The 20,874-nt window shown below is 63.1% G+C and carries 23 protein-coding genes; 5 read left to right on the forward strand and 18 right to left on the reverse strand.

Annotated elements, in window-relative coordinates:
* The coding region (locus tag AC1DXK_RS09290; protein ID WP_477297518.1) for an integrase core domain-containing protein at positions 1-254 on the forward strand (254 nt) is incomplete at its 5' end.
* Here the strand turns inward: AC1DXK_RS09290 and AC1DXK_RS09295 are convergent.
* From AC1DXK_RS09295 to AC1DXK_RS09315, 5 genes are all read right to left on the reverse strand, one after another.
* A complete protein-coding gene (locus tag AC1DXK_RS09295; RefSeq protein ID WP_477297520.1) occupies positions 232-381 on the reverse strand; it encodes a hypothetical protein in 150 nt (49 codons plus the stop codon). The two genes, AC1DXK_RS09290 and AC1DXK_RS09295, sit on opposite strands and share 23 nt — an antisense overlap.
* Complete coding sequence (locus tag AC1DXK_RS09300) at positions 378-884, reverse strand: YsnF/AvaK domain-containing protein (RefSeq protein WP_477297522.1); 507 nt, start codon at positions 882-884, stop codon at positions 378-380. Before AC1DXK_RS09300 ends, AC1DXK_RS09295 begins: the two co-directional genes overlap by 4 nt.
* Positions 885-1,523: 639 nt before the next feature.
* The gene (locus AC1DXK_RS09305) at positions 1,524-1,757 is read right to left on the reverse strand and encodes a hypothetical protein (RefSeq protein ID WP_477297524.1); all 234 of its coding nucleotides are present in this window, start codon (positions 1,755-1,757) and stop codon (positions 1,524-1,526) included.
* A gap of 415 nt (positions 1,758-2,172) precedes the next feature.
* Entirely contained in the window at positions 2,173-3,186 is a 1,014-nt protein-coding gene (locus tag AC1DXK_RS09310) for a hypothetical protein (protein ID WP_477297526.1), read from the reverse strand.
* Positions 3,187-4,660: 1,474 nt separating this feature from the next.
* Positions 4,661-4,834 carry a CsbD family protein gene (locus AC1DXK_RS09315; protein WP_477297528.1) on the reverse strand — a complete coding sequence of 58 codons (174 nt, stop codon included), beginning with the start codon at positions 4,832-4,834 and terminating at the stop codon, positions 4,661-4,663.
* A gap of 137 nt (positions 4,835-4,971) precedes the next feature.
* On the opposite strand from AC1DXK_RS09315, the gene AC1DXK_RS09320 reads away from it, so the two are divergent.
* Entirely contained in the window at positions 4,972-5,241 is a 270-nt protein-coding gene (locus AC1DXK_RS09320) for a hypothetical protein (protein ID WP_477297530.1), read from the forward strand.
* A 108-nt stretch (positions 5,242-5,349) separates the two neighbouring features.
* Complete coding sequence (locus tag AC1DXK_RS09325; protein ID WP_477297532.1) at positions 5,350-6,039, forward strand: DedA family protein; 690 nt, start codon at positions 5,350-5,352, stop codon at positions 6,037-6,039.
* Here AC1DXK_RS09325 and AC1DXK_RS09330 read toward each other — a convergent pair.
* The 6 genes from AC1DXK_RS09330 to AC1DXK_RS09355 form a co-directional block, all read right to left on the reverse strand.
* Entirely contained in the window at positions 6,036-6,269 is a 234-nt protein-coding gene (locus AC1DXK_RS09330; RefSeq protein ID WP_477297534.1) for a hypothetical protein, read from the reverse strand. The genes AC1DXK_RS09325 and AC1DXK_RS09330 overlap by 4 nt on opposite strands.
* Before the next feature lie 739 nt (positions 6,270-7,008).
* Positions 7,009-7,197 carry a hypothetical protein gene (locus AC1DXK_RS09335; protein WP_477297536.1) on the reverse strand — a complete coding sequence of 63 codons (189 nt, stop codon included), beginning with the start codon at positions 7,195-7,197 and terminating at the stop codon, positions 7,009-7,011.
* A 44-nt stretch (positions 7,198-7,241) separates the two neighbouring features.
* Positions 7,242-7,880: a hemerythrin domain-containing protein gene (locus AC1DXK_RS09340; protein ID WP_477297538.1), complete on the reverse strand. Its 639-nt coding sequence runs from the start codon at positions 7,878-7,880 to the stop codon at positions 7,242-7,244.
* 378 nt (positions 7,881-8,258) lie between these two features.
* Positions 8,259-8,657 (reverse strand): (R)-mandelonitrile lyase, encoded by a 399-nt coding sequence (locus AC1DXK_RS09345; RefSeq protein WP_457107543.1) that lies wholly within the window; start codon positions 8,655-8,657, stop codon positions 8,259-8,261.
* Between the two features lie 34 nt (positions 8,658-8,691).
* Positions 8,692-9,438: an SDR family NAD(P)-dependent oxidoreductase gene (locus AC1DXK_RS09350; RefSeq protein ID WP_457107542.1), complete on the reverse strand. Its 747-nt coding sequence runs from the start codon at positions 9,436-9,438 to the stop codon at positions 8,692-8,694.
* A 117-nt stretch (positions 9,439-9,555) separates the two neighbouring features.
* Positions 9,556-10,470, reverse strand: coding sequence for a LysR substrate-binding domain-containing protein (locus AC1DXK_RS09355; RefSeq protein WP_477297541.1), 915 nt, complete (start codon positions 10,468-10,470; stop codon positions 9,556-9,558).
* A 158-nt stretch (positions 10,471-10,628) separates the two neighbouring features.
* On the opposite strand from AC1DXK_RS09355, the gene AC1DXK_RS09360 reads away from it, so the two are divergent.
* Positions 10,629-11,261 (forward strand): tyrosine-type recombinase/integrase, encoded by a 633-nt coding sequence (locus tag AC1DXK_RS09360; RefSeq protein WP_477297543.1) that lies wholly within the window; start codon positions 10,629-10,631, stop codon positions 11,259-11,261.
* Between the two features lie 244 nt (positions 11,262-11,505).
* Here the strand turns inward: AC1DXK_RS09360 and AC1DXK_RS09365 are convergent, their stop codons facing one another.
* Entirely contained in the window at positions 11,506-11,976 is a 471-nt protein-coding gene (locus tag AC1DXK_RS09365) for a response regulator (protein ID WP_477297544.1), read from the reverse strand.
* 351 nt (positions 11,977-12,327) lie between these two features.
* Here AC1DXK_RS09365 and AC1DXK_RS09370 point away from each other — a divergent pair, with 351 nt between their 5' ends.
* Entirely contained in the window at positions 12,328-13,314 is a 987-nt protein-coding gene (locus tag AC1DXK_RS09370; RefSeq protein ID WP_477297546.1) for a sensor histidine kinase, read from the forward strand.
* 153 nt (positions 13,315-13,467) lie between these two features.
* Here the strand turns inward: AC1DXK_RS09370 and AC1DXK_RS09375 are convergent, their stop codons facing one another.
* From AC1DXK_RS09375 to AC1DXK_RS09400, 6 genes are all read right to left on the reverse strand, one after another.
* Positions 13,468-15,165, reverse strand: a complete 1,698-nt coding sequence (locus AC1DXK_RS09375) for a methyl-accepting chemotaxis protein (RefSeq protein ID WP_477297548.1) — start codon at positions 15,163-15,165, stop codon at positions 13,468-13,470.
* Between the two features lie 154 nt (positions 15,166-15,319).
* Entirely contained in the window at positions 15,320-16,045 is a 726-nt protein-coding gene (locus AC1DXK_RS09380; RefSeq protein WP_477297550.1) for a GAF domain-containing protein, read from the reverse strand.
* A gap of 734 nt (positions 16,046-16,779) precedes the next feature.
* Positions 16,780-17,988: an AMP-binding enzyme gene (locus AC1DXK_RS09385; protein WP_477297552.1), complete on the reverse strand. Its 1,209-nt coding sequence runs from the start codon at positions 17,986-17,988 to the stop codon at positions 16,780-16,782.
* A gap of 17 nt (positions 17,989-18,005) precedes the next feature.
* The gene (locus AC1DXK_RS09390; protein WP_477297554.1) at positions 18,006-19,292 is read right to left on the reverse strand and encodes a sensor domain-containing diguanylate cyclase; all 1,287 of its coding nucleotides are present in this window, start codon (positions 19,290-19,292) and stop codon (positions 18,006-18,008) included.
* Between the two features lie 11 nt (positions 19,293-19,303).
* Positions 19,304-19,660: a hypothetical protein gene (locus AC1DXK_RS09395; RefSeq protein WP_477297556.1), complete on the reverse strand. Its 357-nt coding sequence runs from the start codon at positions 19,658-19,660 to the stop codon at positions 19,304-19,306.
* 31 nt (positions 19,661-19,691) lie between these two features.
* Positions 19,692-20,501, reverse strand: a complete 810-nt coding sequence (locus tag AC1DXK_RS09400; protein ID WP_477297558.1) for an EAL domain-containing protein — start codon at positions 20,499-20,501, stop codon at positions 19,692-19,694.
* Positions 20,502-20,874: the final 373 nt, after the last annotated feature.

Raw genomic sequence — 20,874 nt, forward strand, 5'->3', positions numbered from 1 at the left:
ACCCGTGGACCAATGGCCAGGTCGAGCGCATGAACCGGACCCTCAAGGACGCGACCGTCAAGCGCTACCACTACGACAGCCACGACCAACTGCGGGAACACCTCGCCGCTTTCCTGGATGCCTACAACTTCGCCCGGCGGCTCAAGACCCTACGCGGCCTCACGCCATACGAAGCGACCTGCCGAGCCTGGGCAGACGACCCAGGCCGGTTCAGATACGACCCAACCCATCTCACCTCGGGACTGAACAACTAGTGCGCGCCGTCTGCGCACCTTGCACGAGCTTGATCGCCGATTGCGGGATGCCGGCGGCCACGAGCTTGGCTTGCGCGGCCTGAGCCTCTGCTGGGCGGTCGAACAGCGCGGTGATCGTCTGCGTCATGATGTTGTCTCCTCGGGTCTCGTTTGAGCTGTCGTGTCGGTGGCTTGCCCATCGGCCGACAGGCGGTCGGCCACGGCGCGCTGCTTGCGCAGCGTCACCGGGACCTCGACGTCCTCATCCGCGGAGGTCTGGCGGATGTGCACCTCTTCCTTCAGGACGAGGCGCTTCTCGACGACGAGGATCTCTTCCAGGACCGGGATGATCGTCACCCCATCCTCGACCCGGGCGACCGGCGCAGCCTCACCCTCGACCAGGGTTCGGTTCACCGGCACACGGGTCACCGCGACGCTGTCAGTGCGCAGACTCTCGCGTAGGATCTGATCGTGCGTCACGGTCTCGGTCCTGACCCGAACCCGGCCGGTCTCGACAACCTGCTTCTCGATTCGTGGGGTCTCCTCGACCACCGGGATCGTGCGCGTCTCGCCGGCAGTGAGCTGCGTCGCAGCTTCTCCTTGCCAGTCTGTCAGGCGCTGCTCGCGCGGATCGGGCTCGTTTGTGCTCATGGGAAGTACGCCACCCGCTGCGTCAGAGTGCGATTGGAGTGGTTGCCTGCCTCGCTCCTGATTAATTCGGCCACGCGGCCGAGCACGATCGAGGCGAGTAGCGACATCGAGCGTCTCCGTGAGTTGTGGGGCGAGGAAGACGCCAGGCGTTGTGAGGGGGAGCCTTGCGTGCGGCACTGGTGACGACCCCGCAGCTGCTCTTCGGATAAATTTGAGGCCGGTACCGCAGCGATGTCGACTGCAGATTCCGCCACTAGCCGTGAATCACCATCGGTGAAATCAAACGCCTGCTTGATCAGATCGCGGACATGCTCTGGCGAAAGATCGTTATCAGCACCGATTGTCCCACATCACCGTGTTTGGACACTAGCGCTGATGGGCGAGATGCCCCAGATGAGCCTGCTGCTACTCTATAAAGAACGCGGCCGACACAAAGTTCCGCAGATTAACATTTAGTTACTGTGCAACAATCCGCTTGGCGCGAGGTATTTTGATAGAGCGGAGCGAGGGCTGGTTCAGGCCAACGATGTGGGCAGCTGCCTGCACACCGCCCGTAGTGTCTGAGCCGGGCTGTTGTATGAGGAATCGGCGCAGACAGGGAAATTTGATACCCCAAATCGTCGGCCCACGGTCCTCGATTTACTCAGCCCCAACTGGCGGATCGATGCTCGAGGCGACGGTGAAGCCCTCGCGGTCGAACACATTGTAGAGGACACTTCCGGGGTCGAGTCCAAGCCCCTCTATGTGAGAGACTGCCGCTTCCTTGGCTTCGGCCACTGTATCGAACGGATCGGGCAGCTGGTACATCCTCGCGGCCTGCTCCTCGCCGTCGATCTGTGACTGAGGCCTTGTGATTTCGACCGTGTAGGGCATGACGCGGGCCTGTCTGTGCCTAGTGGAACACGCCGAAAAGCCACAGCAGCAGAATGATCGGCAGCGGGATTCCCAGCAGCCATAGCAATCCACCTCGCAGCATCATCGCCTCCGTTTCCTTACTATTCCGCCCAGGACCGAGCGATTAACCGTGGGAACGCGCGAAGGCGTGAAAGCGATGCGTGGAATCGGCACCAGAGGAGCTGGAAGTGAGCCAACGATAGGGGTGAGCCAGAGTAGCCAACGCTGACGATGCGCCGAATCGAGATGCAGCCCGCTTGACCGACAAGACAACCACTCATCTGGTCCGGTTGAAATTCCGGTCAAGTTTCATGCGCTTAGCCGCTCCCCTGAGGGAAGCGGCCCTGTTGTCTGCTGGCGGGGTCAGAAGAGCCTAGCCGAGCTGCGGTGAGTCCTACTCCGCAAACGCAGCGTTGCGGATACCAGCCCGGCGCTCGAACGTCCCGGTGGTCACCTCCGTTTCCGGACGCAGCACCGCTTCTCGGCTGGTGACCGTGTGCGGGCGAAGGACTGTCCGGTTGCTCACCACCGTCCGCGGCCGGATCACGGCATGGTTCTCCACCACGGTCCGGGGCCGCAGCACGGTCCGGTTCTCGGTGACCGTGCGCGGCTGAAGCACGGTTTCGTTCTCGACGACAGTCCGCGGCCGCATCACCGTACGCGCCTCGGTGATGGTCCGCGGACGGGCGACCTCCTGAGTTTCCGTCACCGTCTCAGGCCGCATCACAGTCTGCATCTCGGTGAAGGTGCGCGGCCGCGCCACGGTCTGGGTCTCCGTGACCGTGCGCGGGCGTTGAACCGTCTGCATCTCCGTCACCGTCCGGGGCCGCATCACCGTCTGGGTCTCGGTGACGGTGCGCGGCTGCGCTACGATCTCGGTCGTCTCCACCTTCTCAGGCCGGAAGGCCACGTACGGCACCATGACCGTGTGCGACCGCGTCACCGGGGCGAGCTCGGTGACCGTGCGGCTGACCGGAACCTGTTCGGGTTGCAACTCCGTCCGCGTCACCGGGACCTGCTCCGGCTGCATGACGGTGCGCGTGACGGGCACCTGCTCGCGCTCGACCACGGTGCGCTGAACCGGCACCTGCGTGGGCCGCATCACGGTGCGGGTGACCGGGACCTGTTCGCGCTCGACGACCGTGCGCTGAACCGGCACCTGCTCCGGCTGCATCACGGTGCGGGCACGCTGGACGGTGACCGGCGTCTGGACCGTGCGCTTCGTCGGCACGGTGACGGGCTGCAACTCGGTCCGGGCGACCGGCACATTGACCTCCTCCGGAACGGTTGCGGCGGTCTGTTCAATCTCGGGGCGCAGAACCGTTCGACGCCGCTCGACAATCCCGCGCCGCATGACCGTGCGCGAGCGCCGAACGGTCTTCCGCTCGATCACGTCATCGTTTCCCACATCGTCTCCGCACGCGAGGTCGCCTTGCAGGGCTGCGAGGCTCCCGTCTGTGGCGCAGCCAAGAGGCGCGGCTCGGGCAGGCGAGGTTGCTGTCGCGAGCGCCGAACCAAGCACAAAGGCAGCAACGGAAGTCAGCAACGCAGATTTGGTCATCCATTTCCTCCAATGTTGCAGCAAGAAGGGCGAGCGGTACGCGCCTCCCAAACGTCACCGAGAAAAAATCGGTTCCAACAGCCAAGGTTTGTTTCAGTTACGCCGCGAGGAGGTCGGCGATGGCCTGAAAATCCACTCGCTGATCGTGCCACCGCGGGGCAATGTTGATGCCTATACGTAGTTAGCCACAAAATCCTGGCGGCTTACGCCACCATGGCCTCCGCGAACGCCTTGTTGTGATCGACTGAAGGCTCGACCAAGTCGGCCGCGGATCGTCTGCCATAGGCAGCCTTCGCCCACAGTTCGGGTAAGAACGGGCCGTTCGCCATCGGATTGGTCGCTCAATTCACTCGAAGAACGCGGCGGCCTCACACGTGCATTCAGCGCGGTAAGCCTACTTAGTTACTGTCCGAAGACCATCGCTGATGGGCAGCACCGCTAATGTTTTCGGTGTCACCACTTATCTGCTTTGCTAACTGGTCGAACTCAGGCGGCAGAGGCTGTTCGACCGTGTCGCTGTAGACCTCGCGCAGCCCCTCACCGAGGCGGGCGCTGAGCAGAGCGGAGTCTAAGCTGCTATCCAAGCCTAATCCGATACTCCAATCGCCGCCCGTCACAACCCGCATACCAGCTTCCTCAAAATAAGGGCCGAAGCGGCCACTCCTTCCGGTGCTGGCTCGCAACAGACCTATACAACTGCCCCAGCAGATCAGCCGTTTCAGCTTGGCGCTAACATAAATTAGATTGCGCATTAGCTGTTTGCGCGCTTGCTGGGGCTACCGTTGGGGCTGGGCCGGGTTCGCTCGATTGGATCACCCCTGCTCGAAGCATCACTGCACTTCCGGAACTGCATGATGCCGATCTGCGTTGCAGGCCCAATCCGAACAGCAAAGGTGATTGGTATGGACGGCAATGGAGGATTGCACATGGGCGGCAGCGGTCCCAGCCTTATCCAGGCAAGCGTCGGGTTCACGTTGTCGTTGGTAACGCTTGTGGGCTGCGTCGTCGGGCTTGGGATGGTCGCGTAACCCGAAGAGGCAGAGAACTATCTGCCGGGCTCATCACAGTCTCAGCGCTCACGAGGCTTTCGTCTGAGCCGACCGTAGGTTTGTTCCATCAACAACGAGCAAACTTGCTAGTCGTCTTCACCGCCTTGAGAGAGGTAAAAAGGTCTTCGGAAGACGCCGCCTAACCAAAGCGGCGGGATGATGGGCAACGGCGTGCCGAACGGCCAGGGAAGCTCACCCTTCCGGATCGCCTCCTCATTCGATTAGATACGGGGTAGCTCGCCAGCCATTTCGGCCGGCGAGCCGAGAAAGAACTATTTGCCCTTCAGGGTATCGTTGATGCCGCCGACCGCGTTCTGGACCTTGCCCTTGACCTGATCCATCACGCCTTCGCTGCGAAGCTTGTCGTCTCCGGTCACCTTGCCGGCCCCTTCCTTGATCTTGCCGCCCATGTTCGTAGCAGAGCCTTCGACACGATCCTTGTCCATGCGTTCCTCCAAATAGATCAGAAAGCCTGATCTTCGCGAGGGAAACAGATATAGATCAAAATCCGTTCCAAACCTTGGCGGGGGAACGGAAGCGACGACGTTATCGTTTCCCAGGCTCTGAACGCCGGAGGTGGATCATGAAACGCATGGCGCTTGTGATCGCGGCAACGACACTCATGGGCTCGGCCGCGCTGGCTGCCGAAGAGGGCGCGGCGGTTGGAGCTGCAACCGGCGCGGCTGTCGGTGGTCCGGTCGGCGCTGCTGTCGGCGCAGGGGTCGGGCATGCGGCAACTGGACCGGATCGCGACACCGTCGTCGAACGCCGAGGCGGCTGCTCGCATACGACCGTGCACAAAGAGAATGAGGTCGGCGACCCGAAGACAGTGCGCCGGCAAGACTGCGACTGAGCGTTCCTGCCGAGCCTCTCGTTGGCAGTCACTGACCCTCTGTCTCGGGCCTGTGACTATGCTTTTTGACGTCGGCTGTAACGTCTCGATTTGGGCGGCTGTTCGTGCATGCTGGAATTTGTTCTCGGCGATCTGTCCAGCCTGATTGCTACGCATGGGCTCTGGATCGTGGCGCTGGTGATCGGCCTGGAGAGCATGGGCCTGCCGCTCCCCGGTGAGACCTGCCTCGTCACTGCCTCGATCTACGCTGGAGCGACTGGCAACCTCACGCTTGTCAGCGTCATCACAGCCGCCACTGCGGGCACTGTTATCGGGGACAGTCTCGGCTTTTGGACTGACCGCAGCGTGGGCCAGCAAACACTGATTCGGCACGGTCCGCGGATCGGCCTCACGCCCGAGAAGATCAAGCTTGGCCGCTACCTCTTCCTGCGCCACGGTGGCAAGGTCGTATTTCTGGGCCGGTTCGTGGCAGTACTTCGAGTGCTGGCGGCACTGCTGGCGGGCGCGAACCAGATGGCGTGGCCGCGCTTCTTCCTGTTCAATGCGACGGGCGGCCTCGTCTGGGCGACTGTGTTTGCCTGCGGGGCCTACTTCTTCGGTTCACGCATTGAATCTCTTACGGGGCCGGCCGGCGTAATTGTGCTGGTACTCGCCGCTACCGGCTTTATCTGGCTGGTAATGCTGATGCGTAAACACGAAGCAAGATGGATCGAAGCGGCTGAACGGGCATTCCCTGGCCAGATTTCTCCTGCCAAAATAAAGCGGACCACTGAGAGTGGCCCGCGTCCCCGACGTTAGTAGCCGTAGCCGCCGCGTCTGATACCGGGGTCGCCGGACGAGCCGCGGGTCGCTCCGTAGCGGCCGGCTATACAACCAACCACAGCGCCGATGACGCCGTGGTGGTTGGCGAGGTAGTGACCGGCCGCCCCGCCGATGATGGCGCCCTTGATGCAGCCCTTTGCCTCAACCGGGCCGACCCCAACCAGGGTCACCACCGCCATCGCCGTCGCCGCCGTAAGAATTCTCATCTGATCCTCCACACAAGCTGGTGAAGCGACCAACAAGCCCGCACCCACCTCCGTTCCCAGGAAGGCGCGATGCGCTAGAGCGCCGGATCGAGCGAAGCAGGGCGCCAGCACGGGCCGCCTTGTTCCTCTGCCCCTGCGACGGGTGATGACGGCAGCCGGTTCCGCGACAGCCTTCGCTACACAGCGGGGCGGAGATAGAGGCGATAGAGGTCTGGTGGATCACGTATCACTCCACCGCTTGGCGGGTGCGTTAACCAGCTTCGATAGCTGTCCTGATCGCAAAGATGCCGACCGTCAGCTGTGGGTGCCGCTCTCTGACCTGGGCTTCGCGAAGATGTCCGCCATTCCTAATCCTGATCTGCGCCCGGAAGCACGGTTGCCCCGGCGCTCTGTGGCCGGGCCCTTCGCGCGGCTTGAGCCATCCGGATCAGTTCGTGTGCCGTGAGTGGCCGCCCTTGCAGTTGGGCAGCGTCGTGTCCGACGAGGTTTGCCGCCGGTCGCCTATGCGCTGCGTGTCAGCCGGTTCCGCCGGAAGTCCTAGCAACTAATTAAGGGGTACGGGCGGGTCTGCCGATCTCCAGCGGGATGAGCCAAGGCGTCTCCGTTGATCGCGAAGCGCTGCTGCGCAGACTGCCGCGCCAGACCAACTCGCCGAACCTTGCTGCCGAAGCCGCAACTGCCGCCATCCACGCTAAGAGACAAGAGCCATGCTCCACCTCGTAAAAAACCGGCGAACCCATCAAAGCCCGTCGAGGTGTTCCAGCAACCAGTGCCTCACGACCTGATAACGGTCACCGCTGACGCGAAACTCAAACTCGTCTTTGATCGCGTGCGCGAAGGCAGCGGCCTGCTCTTCCGTCCGGCGCTGGTCCGGCGGAAGTGCACGCCACAAGCGCACGATTTCACGTCGAGCCTCTTCTTGCCGCATAAGATCCTCACTTGCGGGTGAGAACCCCTCGATACAGCCACGGTTCACCGCCGAACGGGCTGAATCGCCTCTCTGGGCACACGCTCGCCGTCCTCGACTGTTCGGCCACGTCGCGTGCTGCCGAAGCGACCCCGACGCCAGACTAGGTAGCCGAGCCCCGCCGCCACAGCAGCAGCCGTGGTGATGAGAGCCACCTCGCTCGACATGATCCCGCCCACGGCACCTCGACGCCGACCCTGAAGAGCACGCGTCTTCGCGCGCACGTAAGCTCGTGTGGCAGCGCTGACCTCCTCTGGCGAGAAGTGCGCGCGGGCTGCTGGGACCAACTCGTGAACGTGCCGGTGCAGGTGCTGATCGACTAGGAAGGTGACGTCCTCGAACGTGTTGAGCCAGCCGGCTGAGTGCTTCTTTCGGTAGCGGGCGAGTTGCTGGAGCTGCCGCCAGAACTCTGCGTGGCCGCGATGCAGGTCCTCGATCAGCGCGCGAGTCTTGCTGTCCCGGCTCAACGGGCCGTAGAGGCTCGCGTCGAGAGCAATCGCATGCAGCTCAAGCTCGTCCATGAGGTCGGCGAGCATGCGCTCTCGGCCGCCAACTGCGCCAGGAGCGTTGAGCGCGTAGGGGATCTCTCGGATCAGGCTGGCGATGTTCTCGTGGTCGCGCTCGATGAGCTGCCAAACGTCCATGCACGTCTCCCTGTCGGTGGCCTAGCAACAGCTCCGAACACCTCAGGCGGGCTGACCGTTCCTGATTGAGACTGCGGAAGCCAGATAGTTCTGGAGGAGCTACCGGCTACCGAGAAGTCTACGTCGTTCGCGCAATAAGCAACCCCCCTCAATCCGCATTCAGCTCCTTTGGTTCTGGCCGATCCTTTCAGTCAGCCCGGTCCAAAACCAGCCGGTCAGGTCAGTCCGCTTACCGGCAGCTTGAGCTCCGAAGCAGACAGGCCGTTTTCGGCCAGATCCGGTCGCGTCGCCAAACGCCTATTAGCGACTGAGTTGGGTGGAAACCCACCGGTCCGCTCTCGGCGTCGTATCGCTAAAAGCGGACCTTGCGGCCCAAGCTCAAGACCCGGAATACTGCCCTTCGGTGACCTGCTCCATCCATGTCACGGCCTTGCCGTCCAGACGCTCCTGGATCGCTATATGCGTCATCGCCGTCGTCGCAGTGGCCCCGTGCCAATGTTTCTCGTTCGGCTCGAACCAGACCACGTCGCCCGGCGCGATTTCCTCGATCGGACTGCCCTCGCGCTGAACCCATCCGCGTCCGAATGTGACGATCAGCGTTTGGCCGAGCGGATGCGTGTGCCACGCCGTCCGCGCGCCCGGCTCGAACGTCACGCTYGCCATCGCGACGCGGGCAGGATCAGGCGCGCCGTGGAGTGGGTCGATCCGCACCGTGCCGGTGAACCAGTCGGACGGCCCCGCGCCCGAAGGCTGACTTCCGCTGCGCTTGATCTCCATGGGATCCATCCTTCGTCAATTTCAGTAACGCGCGTCAGAGCGACCAGCCGCCGTCGACCGAGATCGAAGCGCCCGTGACGAACGCGCCGAGGTCTGAACACATCCACAGAACGGCTTCGGCAATCTCCTCAGGCTTGCCGAGCCGCCCGACCGGCTCAAGGTCGATCGCCTTCTGGATGTCGCCGCCGGTGAAGCGGTCCATCATCGGCGTTTCGATGTTTCCGGGCAGGACGGCATTCACCCGGATGTTCGCCTTGGCATAATCAAGGGCGGCCGACTTGGTAAGGCCGATGAGGGCGTGCTTGGAAGCGGCGTAGCTCGCGCCGCCTGCCACGCCTCTGATGCCAGCGCCGGACGAGGTGTTGACCACCACGCCGCTGCCCTGGCGCAGCATCTGCGCGATCTCGTGCTTCATGCACACGAACGTGCCGCGCAGGTTGATGTCGAGAATGCGGTCCCACTCGTCGAGGGCGATCTCGTGGACGGGGGCGGCCTTGTTCTCGACGCCGGCATTGTTGAAGGCGCAATCGACGCGGCCGAACCGCTCGACGATTTTAGCGACTGCTGCCTCGACCTCCTCCGGCACCGACACGTCGCACCGGATCGCTAGGACCTCGCCGCCTGCCGCTTCGATCTCGGCGCGAAGCTGATTGAGCGCAGCTTCGGTACGGTCGGTGATTGCGACCTTCGCGCCTTCCCGCGCGAACGCGATGGCAGCGGCGTGTCCGATGCCGCTGGCCGCGCCCGTGATGAAGGCGACTTTCCCATTGAAACGGCGCATGTCTCGATCTCTCGGCTGACCTCAATGAGCCAGACGTAGACATTGCGCCGGTCGCCGATCAGCCGTTCGTCCCTCAACGGAACGATGAGCGATGCTCATCGGTGAACGGCGCGACCGCTACAGACCGAGCGGCTTCACCTCACGGATCAGGTCGATGAGAAGCCGCAATCCCGTCGGCAGTTGGCGACGGCCGGGGTAGTAGACGTGGAAGCCGGTTCCCAATGGAGCCCAATCCGCCAGCACGACGCGAAGCTCGCCGCGGGTGACCGCAGGTTCGACACACGCCTCCGGGATGTAGGCGAGGCCGCCGCCTGCTGCCGCGAGCGAAAGGGCGAACTGCGTGTTGTCGAGCGTCACCGCGCCAGGGACGTCCAGAGCGAGAGCCTCGTCCGCCCTCTCGAACTCCCACCGATAGAGGCTCTCGTCGCCGAGGCGGATGCGTAGGCATTGGTGAGCGGCGAGGTCGCTCGGATGATCAGGCGTGCCGTGCAGATCGAGATAAGCTGGAGCACCGACCACGACCCAGCGCAGRTCGGCGGACAGGCGCTGGGCTATCATGTCTTGAGGGACGGTACCGCCGTAGCGGATCCCTGCATCGGCGCCGGCATCCACGACATCGAGCAGATCGTTGGACACCCTGACGTCGACCTCGATCAACGGGTGGCGGTCGAGGAAGAGAGGTAGGACGGGGGCGAGCAGCAAAGTGCTCGCATGTTCGAGCACGTTGAGGCGGATCCGRCCGGTCGCCTTCGTCGGTTCGCGGTGCWGGTTGAGCACGTCGAGCGCTGAGCCGATCGCCGCGAACGGAGCATCCAGGGAAGCCAGCAGATCTTCCCCCGCTGCGGTTAGTTTGACGCTGCGGCTGGTGCGATTGATAAGGCGGAYGCCGAGGCGCGCCTCCATCGCCTTRAGCGCATGGCTGAGAGCGGAGGCGCTGACGCCAAGCTCCAGACCCGCTCGCCGGAAGCTGCGGTGGCGCGCGATGGCGAGAAAGGTCCCGAGATCAGCCAATTCGGCTCGATTGATCCGCATCGGGCTAGTGGAGTGTCTGCTAGCAGGAAAGCAATCCGTATCGCGGCATGACCGCGTCGGGTCGCCAGCGGAACGTCCGCATGTGCTCCCTTATCACAGGGGGTATCGGTTCGGGTGTCCTGTCCTCTGGTCGGCATGGGCCGGCGAGGAGAGAAGCGATGGGACACTCTGCACACGATCCGGCCACGAAAGGGCGACCGGCATGGAACGCCGGCCGCAAGCTCGGCGCCAAACGAGCGCTCAAACCTCAGCAGGTCTGGGCCATCCGGTTCTGGCTCGACCGCGAACGGCGTACACGCGACCGGGCGATGTTTGACCTCGCCATCGACAGCAAGCTGCGCGGCTGCGACATCGTCAAGCTTGAGATCGGTGACCTCGTCAGCGGTGGTCGCGTCCGTAGCCGGGCCATCATCATCCAGCGCAAGACCAGCCGACCAGTGCAGTTCGAATTGCTCGAACCCGCACGAACCAGCATCTTGGCATGGCTGGAGGCCAGGGGTGGTACGCTCGACGACTATGCCTTTCCGAGCAGGCTCGATGGTGTCACGCACATCAGCACCAGGCAGTATGCGCGCTTGGTCGACGAGTGGGTCACGGGCATCGGGCTGCGCAGCGAGGACTACGGGACCCACTCCCTCCGTCGCATAAAGGCGTCGTTGATCTACAAGCGGACCGGTAACCTGCGTGCCGTCCAAATCCTGCTCGGCCATACCAAGATCGAGAGTACGGTCAGATACCTTGGTGTCGACGTCGAAGATGCTCTGACCCTGGCCGAAGGAACTGAGATTTGAGCGTTTGGTCCCTCAGCTTCAGTGCTGAGGGGCTTCGAAAATACTCCGGCAGCAGTGCGCCCATCTCGGTCTTTCAGCCGACATGGTACGCTTCTCCGAAGCAGGCATCGGAGCGATGCGCATGACGGTTCGCCCTGCGCCTTTTGCCGACCTCGACGCGGCACAAGCTTAGATCAACGACCAATTGCCCCGGGCGCGTTGACACACAGCTTACGATCCGTCCGGCGGGGCGATTTGACCCGCTTCAGCTTTTGTCCGGTTCCGAGACCGCCGCGGCGATCTCTCCGGCACCACCCTCAGCCGAGCCGCTGTGGCTGGGCGGCAGCCCCGGTGGGATCATCGGTGCACCTATACCGGTCTGAGTCTCCGGCGTTAGGCGCTGAACCTCGCGCAGCAACGTGTCGAACCCATAGGGCTTCTGCAGCAGCTGCGCTCCAGCTGGCAGGTTCGCTGCCTCCAGACCGCTCCCGCCTTTCGTGATGATGATGCCCAGATTTGGTCGGTACCGTCGCGCGATATGAGCCAAGCTCACGCCGTCAACGTCGCCCGGTAGCCGACGGCTGGTGATGAGCAGCTGGACGCTCGAGTGTTCCGCCAGGAGCGCCAGGGCCTCCTGAGCGTCACGCGCCTCGATCGTCTGGTACCCCGCATCGGTCAGCAGATCGACCGTCGTCATGCGCACGACCGCGTTCACCTCGGTGACGAGGATGGCCACGGGTCCGTCGTCAACTCCGGTCGCCAAGGACACTACCTGTCTTCCTGACACTGCCTATGGCTCGCTTCAGCGTCGTAGCGGCATGCGAGCCGTCCAAGCTGCCCGACAGGATCGGCAATCTTGGCCTTACGCGTCTCCTAGCACACTCGCTCTTCGCAAATACTCGCTGTAGTTGCGCGAGAGCGATCTAGATTAGCGTGTTTCCAACACGTTTCCGCGAGCATTCGGCGAGCCTCACCTGCGACATATCAACCGCATTCGTGGACCGATCACGCAGCTAAGACTTGTCCGAGTCGTCAAGCTGCGGAAAGCACATGACTGTCCATATCACCAAGGGCTGAAGGGGGGTAAATGAGGCAGCTGCGCGCGTATCAGCGCCGGCTTCGGGACTGGCCGCGTGCGGCGAGCTATCCCACCACCGTGGTGCTGTTGCTCTCGGTCTACGCAACCTACCGCTGGTTATGGCCACCGCTGCAGGCTTACCCGTTTTTCCTGTACTTCCCCGCCATCATCGTCACGGGCGCCCTATTCGACCACGGCACCGGCTACCTGGCTGCCGGGCTAAGCACCGTGCTGGTCGCGCTGGTGCTCCCGCCGATGGACAGCCTGTGGGTGGTTGAGCCGCGGGATGCATTCGTCCTGATCGTGTTCCTGTTCGTCGGCCTGTTCCTGAGCGCGCTCATGGAATTGCTGCACCACGCGCTGAACCAGGCCGAGGCCGCACAGGAGCAGGCGAAGCTGTTCCTGAGCGAGGCGGTGCACCGCTTCAAGAACGACATGAGCATCGTCGTGGCGCTGCTGCGCTCGCAAAGCCGCCAAATCCAGGACCCGCAAGCCAAGGCTGCACTGACCAATACGGTCAATCGCGTGCTCGTCATGGCGCGGGTGCACGAGCGCCTGCGCGCTGGCCGAGGAGCGGAGGCATGGGTCGACACACGGGCGTTCATCTGCACGCTCTGTAACGACCTCACGGCCGGTTTGGTCGACCTACGGCCGATCACCGTCGTCATTGAGGCTGAGCCGCACGACCTGCCCCACGATRAGGCCGTGGCGGTGGGGCTGATCATCAATGAGGCGCTGACCAACGCGCTCAAATACGCCTTTCCGGATGATCGCCCGGGTCAGGTGAAGGTCGTATTTTATCGCAAGGCCGCGATGTTAAAGCTGGAAGTGCGCGACGACGGCGTCGGCTTCGACCCGGAGCGTGAGCCAAGTCATGGCGGTCTTGGTCGCCGGCTCGTGCAGTCGATGGCACAGCAGATTGGTGGGTCACTCACCATCGCGCCCGATGCGGGAGCACCGGGCACAATCGTCACCGTCACCTTTCCCGCGCCGTGATGCTCACTTGGTCATAATTCTACAGGCAGCGCTGTTCTGCGAGGCTGCGAGCGTCACCGAGTGGCGACGACGAGCCGACACCTGCGAGGTCGTCAGGCTAGCCAGTCGCGCCGCCTGACGGCACGAGATAGCCCGCCGTGGCGAACCGGGTCCTCAGTTTTTGAGAGACTGCAGGTTTGTGTCGATCTCGCCAACCCCCTGCGCGGCGATGATCATGCTGGACGAGATCTCCTGCGTGACGGCGCTCTGCTCTTCGACAGCCGAGGCGGCCGCCGCCGTCATCTCGCGAACCGAGCCGATCGCCTGCACAATCGATGTCAGAGCGCCCACGACTTCGTCTGAGATCCCCTGCATTCCCTGGATGTCCTGCGCAATCCGCGTGGTCGCCTGGGTGACCTGGGTGGACAGGTTTTTTACCTCGCCGGCTACGACGGCAAAGCCGCGTCCGGCCTCGCCTGCCCGGGCCGCCTCGATCGTGGCATTGAGGGCAAGCAGGTTGATCTGCTGGCCGACGTTCTGAATGAGCTGGACGACCCCATTCATCGATCCGGCCGCATCGTGGAGCTTGGCGGTCAAGCCATCGGCGTGGGTGGCTTGATCGTGGATGGCCTCGGCTTCGGAGCGGGAACGAGCCAAGCTCTGTGCGATCTCGCCGATCGAGGCACTCAGCTCCTCGGCCGCCGACGCCACCGTCTGCACGTTCATCAGCGTGCGACCAGAGGCCTCCGCCGCAGCCTGCTGCGCGGCCGTCTTGGCGGTGATGTCGGTGGCGTACTTCACGATCTTAAACGGCTTCCCGTCCGCGTCGAGGATCGGGTTGTAGCTGGCCTGGATCCAGATGGGCCGGCCATCCTTGCCGACCCGCTTAAACACGCCTGCCTGATACTCACCGTTTCGCAGCGCGTCCCAGAACTGCCGGTACTCGATCGAAGCCGCATGGTCCGGCTCGACGAAGGTGCGATGATGCTTGCCTCGGATTTCTTCGAGACGGTAGCCGACCACGCCCAGGAAGTTCTCGTTGGCGTCCAGCACCGTTCCGTCGAGCCCAAAGTGGATGACGCCCTGCGAGCGGTTGATGGCCGCGATCTGCCCCGCCACGTCAGCGCGCTGCACCTTCTCTCGCGTGACGTCGGTGGCAAACTCCACAACCTTGAAGGTCTTGCCCTCACCATCACAGATCGGATTGTAGATGGCCTGCAGCCAGATCTCGCGACCGCCCTTGGCGATGCGCTTGTACTCGGCGCCCTGGAACTCGCCACGCGCCAGACCAGCCCAGAAGTCACGGTAGGCTTGGCTCTCCCGCTCTGCGGGATCGACAAACAGGCTGTGATGGAGGCCTCGTATATCCTCCAGGGTGTACCCCATCACGCGGAGGAAATTGGTGTTTGCGGTCAGGATGGTACCATCGATAGCAAACTCCATGGAGGCACGCGAGCGGCCGATGGCGCTGAGTACGGCGTCTTGTTCGACGCGGCGTTGCTGCTGCACGGTCACATCAGTGGCGAGCTGAACGATCTTGTTGACTCGTCCAGTACGGTCGAGCACAGGGCAGTAGCTGAGCTGTAGCCAGAGCGTTGTGCCGTTTTTGGTGCGATGCCGGACGCAGACGTTCTGATCCTTGCCGCGCGTCACAGCGGCCCAGAGCTCCTGATGCTCTTGCCTGCCGCGATCATCAAGTGGCAGGACGCGACTAGATGGAAGTCCTCGCAGTTCGTCCAAGGTGTAGCCGAGCAGATCGAGATAGCGGGTGTTTGCGTTCAGAAAAGTACCCGCGGGGCTCAGCTCAGCCACGCCGTGAGCGCGCGTTATGGCATCGCGCACGGCGTGATCGCCGCGATGGAATAGCGACATCAATCATCCCGAGAGCGGCGTTGCCATTGATACCACGTCCCATCCGTCGCTGGGACCGGAGCACCGCACTGCCGCCTGGCGGTCTGCTGTTGCCTAAAATGGACAGTCGGCTCTTAATAAACTTCTAACGCGCCATTCGCAAATATATGTTGCTTTATCTTCGCAGCAGCTGGACGCCGGGAGCAGCGGCATCCTGGCCGATAAAGATCACGTGATGCGCCTCAAGAGCATATTGCAGGGCTGATAGAGTGGCATCGCTACTTGGCAGCCTTCGGTCTTCTGCCTCGAACCGTTTGATCGTGTTTGGCGAAAGACCCGCTTCCGCGGCAAGCTGGCTAACAGACCAGCCTAATAGGGCTCGCGCCGCGCGAACCTGAACCCCGGTGATCCGGGACGATGGAGTGAGAACGCACTCAGTATTGCTTGCGCTCATCGAGGAGCGTTGTGGTGTGGCGATAAGCTCGCGCAGCCAGAGCTCGTGGATCACAACCTGCGCCAACCGTGTGAGAAGCTGCGCATCTTCTGGGCTGAACGTGCGAGGCTTCGTATCGATGACGCACAGGGAGCCCAGCCTCACTCCTGATGACACGGTGAGCGGCGCCCCCGCATAGAAGCGGATGAATGGCTGCCCCGTCACGAGGGGATTGGATGCGAACGTGGCGTCGGCCCGTGCATCCTGCACGACGAACACGCTGTCGTGCAGGACTGTGTAGTTGCAAAACGCCTGCTCTCGCGGAGTGCTCGGTGCATCCAGGCCGCACCTGGCCTTGAACCATTGCCGCTCATCATCGAGCAGGGAGATCAGGGCAATTGGGGCGTTGAAGAGCCTATGGGCCGCGGCCACGATTCGGTCGAAGGCAGGCTCAGGCGGCGTGTCCATGATCTGCAGCCGATCGATTGCAGCGGCTCGCTGGCACTCGTTTGGCTGCGGTAAAAGAGAAGAAAATCTGGCTGGCGTCATGATCTGGAGCGACAGCTCCGCCCTGAGCGACGGCCCCGTGCTAGAAGCCATTTATCAGGCGTGAACAGTGAGCGCGACACCGGGGCGATGTGGCGACTGCCCTCTGTTCCAAGCATTGCCATTTCTCCATTCTAGGTTGACCAGCATGGGCCAAGAAAGGCCCAAGCTGCATGGCAGGGATGCAGAGTCAGGCTGAAATCGAGTGGCTTCCGTAACGCATTTTCTGCCGAGCAATCGATTCCATTGGTTGGGCATTGGGGTTTGTCCCAGGAGCTGAAAGGCTCTACGCCCCGAGCATCGCCTCAAGTGCGACGAGCTTTGAAGCTGCGCTGCTCGCCAGGGCGGGTTCGGGTGAAAAACCGGACCTGTGAGGCTTCATCCGAGAGCGTCCGCTCGAGGTCGCTTTGGGGCACCTACCTGAGCTGCCTAGAACGTCCGCTTCCCCATAGCTTTCGACCCAAAGCAGACCGGCCGCAAACGGTCAAAGCCAACCGGCCGCTGAACGCCCGCCGCGGTTATGAGAACAAGCTGGGCAGATCGCTGTAAGGGGACAAGGCTGCACCCTGCAGACGTCAGAACTTTCGAGCGAATTCCTGGCGCCGGTCGACGTCGGGATTTCACGTCACCCCACTATCATGACTGCTCAGTGCTCCTTACCAGTCGGCGCTTTTGCCCATCATACCCGTTGGCAAGCCAGATCCAAATGTGATTGCCGTCGGTCGTTCCGCGACCGGCAACACGCTGTCAATCCATGCATAGAGATCAGCCCGCAACGCGGTCAGATCAGTCCCCACCTCGGGTACGATGAAGGCTTTCAGACGGGAGCCCTCCTCCGGGCGCATCAGACGCACCGCTGCGTCACTAACCCCGGGCTGATCGCGGAGGCGCACTACGACCTGGTCCGGGTACACGTTGATGCCGCCCACCTGTACGGCACCATCCAGTCGGCCCGCTAGCTCAAACCGACCCTCACCTCGCGGCCGGATGCGGTCCGGTAATGAAAGACGCCGTCCAGATCGATGGACGATCTCCGGTGCATCCTCGCTGATCGGTTCAACGAAATGCCAGTACGGCATGAGGCTATACGAGACCTCCGGCCAGCGACGCACAGCTACGCCGGCCGTCTCCGACGAGCCGTACACCTCCGTCATCGCCGACAGGCCACGCTCGCAGAGCGCCGCAATCAAATTTCGCGGACACGGGGCGGTCGAGACCACGCCCGCGACGTCCTCCGGCCACCTTGGCAGCGAGCGCTCCAGCCAGCGCCATCGATCGGGAAACGTGACGACGAGATCCCCTGGCACGAGACTGCGAGCGATCTCAGCGGGGCCGAGCTTCGTCGCGTCGACATGGTCGACCGCGAGCACATCGGGCAGGAGCGCGGCAAACAAAAAGCCGTAAGCATGGTGGGTCGGAACGAGGGAGACGACGCGTCGCCTGCACCGGAACAACTCTCCCAGGAACGCCGCCTCCGTGTTCAAGGCATCAGCCGTGTGGGCGCAGCGCTTCGGCCGTCCGCTCGTCCCCGAGCTCGTGAAAGTGATCGAAGCCACACCGAAGCGCCAGGCTGCCTCTATATGCTCGATCCAAGCCCCAAACGTGGCATCCGCGAGCAGCCCGTCCTCACCGCCAGCCTCGTGGAGATGGAACATCTCGTTGACCGCGGAGGCCAGCCACAAGCTCTCCAGCGAGTCGCAGCACAACCCCTCTCCGGAACCAGCGCTGATCTGCGTGGTTTCGGGCCACGCAGGTGGCAGGTGCGCCGGCAGACGCACGTCAGAATTACCGCGGCCGCGCGCGGCGAGGAGTTCAGCGATGAGCAGGCTTTGCAGGACCCTAGCCAGGGCGCGTCGCGACAACATTACGGTATGATCGTCGTTCAGGCCGCCACCTGATCTGAGCGTGACAGCTCGACCCGGTCGCGACCCGCGCGCTTGGCCTGGTACAGCGCGCTGTCCGCGGCCGCGAGCAGGCCAGCCAGGGATGCGGCTGGATCCGAATCCAGCGCAGAGCAGCCAAAGCTCGCGGTGATGCGCACCTCGATCCCGCACGAGTCGATCGGCTCGCGTGCGAGCGAGGCGCGCAAGCGTTCGGCGACAGCCGAAGCCGCCTTCAGCGTGGTGCGAGGCAGGAGTACCACGAATTCCTCGCCGCCCAAACGGGCGAAGATGTCCTCAGGACGCAACTCCGCTTCGCAGCGGCGGGCGACTTCGCGGAGCACCTCATCACCCGCCGCGTGCCCGTACTCGTCGTTCACGCGCTTGAAGTGGTCGACATCGAGGACCACGAGCGCTAACGATCCCGCATTCTGGAGGGCTCGTACGAGTTGGCGTTCTGCCGTCTCGAAGAAGTGTGCACGGTTGCTCGCACCCGTAAGATGGTCGCGCGTCAGCATCCTGCGCAAATCGGCCGCGTCACGCCCTTGGCGGGTTACCGCACGGATGACCAGGGTGTATCCCGCTGCAGCCCCTGCTGCCTCATCACGCACGGCGACCAAGCGCTGGCACCAGTAGCGGCCGCCGTCGGCCAGGGCGTGCCAGCCCTCGTGGAGGTACCAGCCGTCCCGTCGCGCCACGGCGATCGCCTCACCAGGCAGCGGCATCGCCGTGGCGCGGTCCGGGCGGTCGAACCACTCGAAAGGTCTGCCAAGGAGCTCGGCGTCCGTGAATCCGGTCTGGCGCGTCGCTGAGGGCGTGACCGCGTCAATGCAGCCGTTCGCGTCGAGCGAGAGCACAGCGACATCATCGACGCCGTCGAGCAGCGAAGCGAACCAGGTCTCCGCTTGCTTCAGCCGCCGCTCGCGGGCGACCTGCTCGGTTACGTCGGAAAGAGTCGCGACGTAGCGATCCTCGGTTAGCTTCACGATGCTGCAGCCCAGGATGGTCGACCGCTCCCCGCGACCGGTCACAATGCGGTGGCCGTCACAGACCGGGCCTTGCGGTGGTACGAATTGCTGGATCATGTTGCGCAGTTCCGGCGCGCAGCCGTCCATGACGTCGAACAGGTTGATGACGAACGGACGCCCCGCGATCGGCATCAGGAGGCCCATCGCGGCCGGGTTGACCATGCCGATGGCGCCAGTCGCCGAGAACTCGACGAGCCCGGCCGGGCACGCATAGAGGAACTGCAGCAGGGCCGCATTCTCGGCTTCGAGGTCAGTCGTCACGGCGGCCTCGCTCAGCGCTGGATCAGGATGTAACGGCGATCGGCCCGCGGCGCCTTCAGCAGCCGCAGCCGCACGGGCGTGGGGCGCATGCGCAGGGTGAGCACGTAGTCGATGATCGCGTCGATCTCCGCCTCGTCCTCGAAGCGCTGCGCCACCATGAAGTTGTTCATGCACTGCGCGGTCACGGAGAAGTAGTGCGTGCAAAGAACGGTCTCGCGCTGGAGACCAGCCAGCTGCGCCTCTGTGGCGTTGTAGATCTCGACGATGCCCGCGGGTGAGATGCCAACCACCCCGAACGGCAGGGAGTCGAGTTGATCCGCCTCGAGGGTAAGTAGCGTGTCGAGAGAGATGGCTTCGAAAGAGAGCACGGCAGCGCCTCGCAAGTCGTTCCGGAGATACTCAGGCTGCGCGCGTGCAAAGCCCAGCATCCACGCCAGTCTCAGTTCTTAACCCAGCGAAGGCTCGCTGTGGGAGCCAGGCTGCCGGCAGGCTCGCCACGGAAGGCTTGGCAAACAGATAGCCCTGGAACAGGTGAATGCCGGCCGCACGCAGAGTCTCCAGCTCGGCTTCTGTCTCGACGCCCTCGGCGATCACCTCGATGCCTAGCTGACGTGCTATCGCAATCACACCCGCGACGATGGTCTGGCGAGAGTGCGACGCTGCGATGCCGCGGATCAGCTCCATGTCGAGCTTCATGAAATCAGGTTGGAAGCTCGCGAGCAGATTGAGCCCAGCGTATCCTGCACCGAAGTCGTCGAGCGCGGTGGCAAAGCCCTGTTTGCGATACTCGGTGACAATTCGCTGAACGTGGGCAACATCGGCCATGCGCTCGTTCTCGGTGAATTCGAACATGATCTGCTGATGTGCGAAGCCGACGCGGCGTGCGGCGTCCAGCGTCGCCCGGATGCACGCGGCTGGTTCGTAGACAGCGTTGGGCATGAAGTTGATGGACAGACGGGTATCGGGTTCGACAAATAGCGAGCTGGCGAGCTCGATCGCCTTCACGCGGCAGGCCTGATCGAACTTGTAGCGGTTTGCCTCATCGACCATCGCGAGGATCTGAGCGGCGCCCTGACCTGAGACGCCTCTGACCAAAGCCTCATAGCCCCACACGCCATGTCGTTGAAGATCGAGGATGGGATGGAACGCCATCGTGAACTCGAAGGGCAGCGGCTCGCCAGCCTGGCAACCCTGGCATTTCCTTTTCATGGCTTAAGCTGCCTATGACCGCTTGAATCGGATCAAGCTAACAGCTTAACGGTTTCGCTGACGTGAATTTCCAATGAGCATCAAAACCCGAGCTCAGGTTCGCTATCGGGGCGCGCTCGCAAGGCGCTGTGCGTCAGGTTTGGGTCGGTAAAGGGCTGTCCGCTTTTCCAGCAATCCCTCTCCAGAACGGCCATTCCGCTTACGGCCAGACTACGTCACACCAGAGCGCCATTTCGCGCAAGTGCGGACCGTCGGCTTCGCGCCCACAGCCGACATGCAATGCCGCTTGTCAGAAATCCCGGAAGCGGTCATTGGCGACTGAACAGACGTTCGACGGCGACGAGGCGCACGCAAGCTTGCGCCGGGTTGCAGC

It is taken from the genome of Methylobacterium sp. P3_A11 (assembly GCF_056403155.1).

What these genes read in the sequence shown, in the direction of transcription:
- AC1DXK_RS09360 (WP_477297543.1), top strand. Translation starts at nt 10,629, where the DNA reads ATGGGACACTCTGCACACGATCCGGCCACGAAAGGGCGACCGGCATGG.
- AC1DXK_RS09300 (WP_477297522.1), bottom strand. Translation starts at nt 884, where the DNA reads ATGAGCACAAACGAGCCCGATCCGCGCGAGCAGCGCCTGACAGACTGG.
- AC1DXK_RS09385 (WP_477297552.1), bottom strand. Translation starts at nt 17,988, where the DNA reads ATGTTGTCGCGACGCGCCCTGGCTAGGGTCCTGCAAAGCCTGCTCATC.
- AC1DXK_RS09305 (WP_477297524.1), bottom strand. Translation starts at nt 1,757, where the DNA reads ATGCCCTACACGGTCGAAATCACAAGGCCTCAGTCACAGATCGACGGC.
- AC1DXK_RS09375 (WP_477297548.1), bottom strand. Translation starts at nt 15,165, where the DNA reads ATGTCGCTATTCCATCGCGGCGATCACGCCGTGCGCGATGCCATAACG.
- AC1DXK_RS09335 (WP_477297536.1), bottom strand. Translation starts at nt 7,197, where the DNA reads ATGCGGCAAGAAGAGGCTCGACGTGAAATCGTGCGCTTGTGGCGTGCA.
- AC1DXK_RS09340 (WP_477297538.1), bottom strand. Translation starts at nt 7,880, where the DNA reads ATGGACGTTTGGCAGCTCATCGAGCGCGACCACGAGAACATCGCCAGC.
- AC1DXK_RS09295 (WP_477297520.1), bottom strand. Translation starts at nt 381, where the DNA reads ATGACGCAGACGATCACCGCGCTGTTCGACCGCCCAGCAGAGGCTCAG.
- AC1DXK_RS09350 (WP_457107542.1), bottom strand. Translation starts at nt 9,438, where the DNA reads ATGCGCCGTTTCAATGGGAAAGTCGCCTTCATCACGGGCGCGGCCAGC.
- AC1DXK_RS09380 (WP_477297550.1), bottom strand. Translation starts at nt 16,045, where the DNA reads ATGGACACGCCGCCTGAGCCTGCCTTCGACCGAATCGTGGCCGCGGCC.
- AC1DXK_RS09320 (WP_477297530.1), top strand. Translation starts at nt 4,972, where the DNA reads ATGAAACGCATGGCGCTTGTGATCGCGGCAACGACACTCATGGGCTCG.
- AC1DXK_RS09330 (WP_477297534.1), bottom strand. Translation starts at nt 6,269, where the DNA reads ATGAGAATTCTTACGGCGGCGACGGCGATGGCGGTGGTGACCCTGGTT.
- AC1DXK_RS09315 (WP_477297528.1), bottom strand. Translation starts at nt 4,834, where the DNA reads ATGGACAAGGATCGTGTCGAAGGCTCTGCTACGAACATGGGCGGCAAG.
- AC1DXK_RS09400 (WP_477297558.1), bottom strand. Translation starts at nt 20,501, where the DNA reads ATGAAAAGGAAATGCCAGGGTTGCCAGGCTGGCGAGCCGCTGCCCTTC.
- AC1DXK_RS09325 (WP_477297532.1), top strand. Translation starts at nt 5,350, where the DNA reads ATGCTGGAATTTGTTCTCGGCGATCTGTCCAGCCTGATTGCTACGCAT.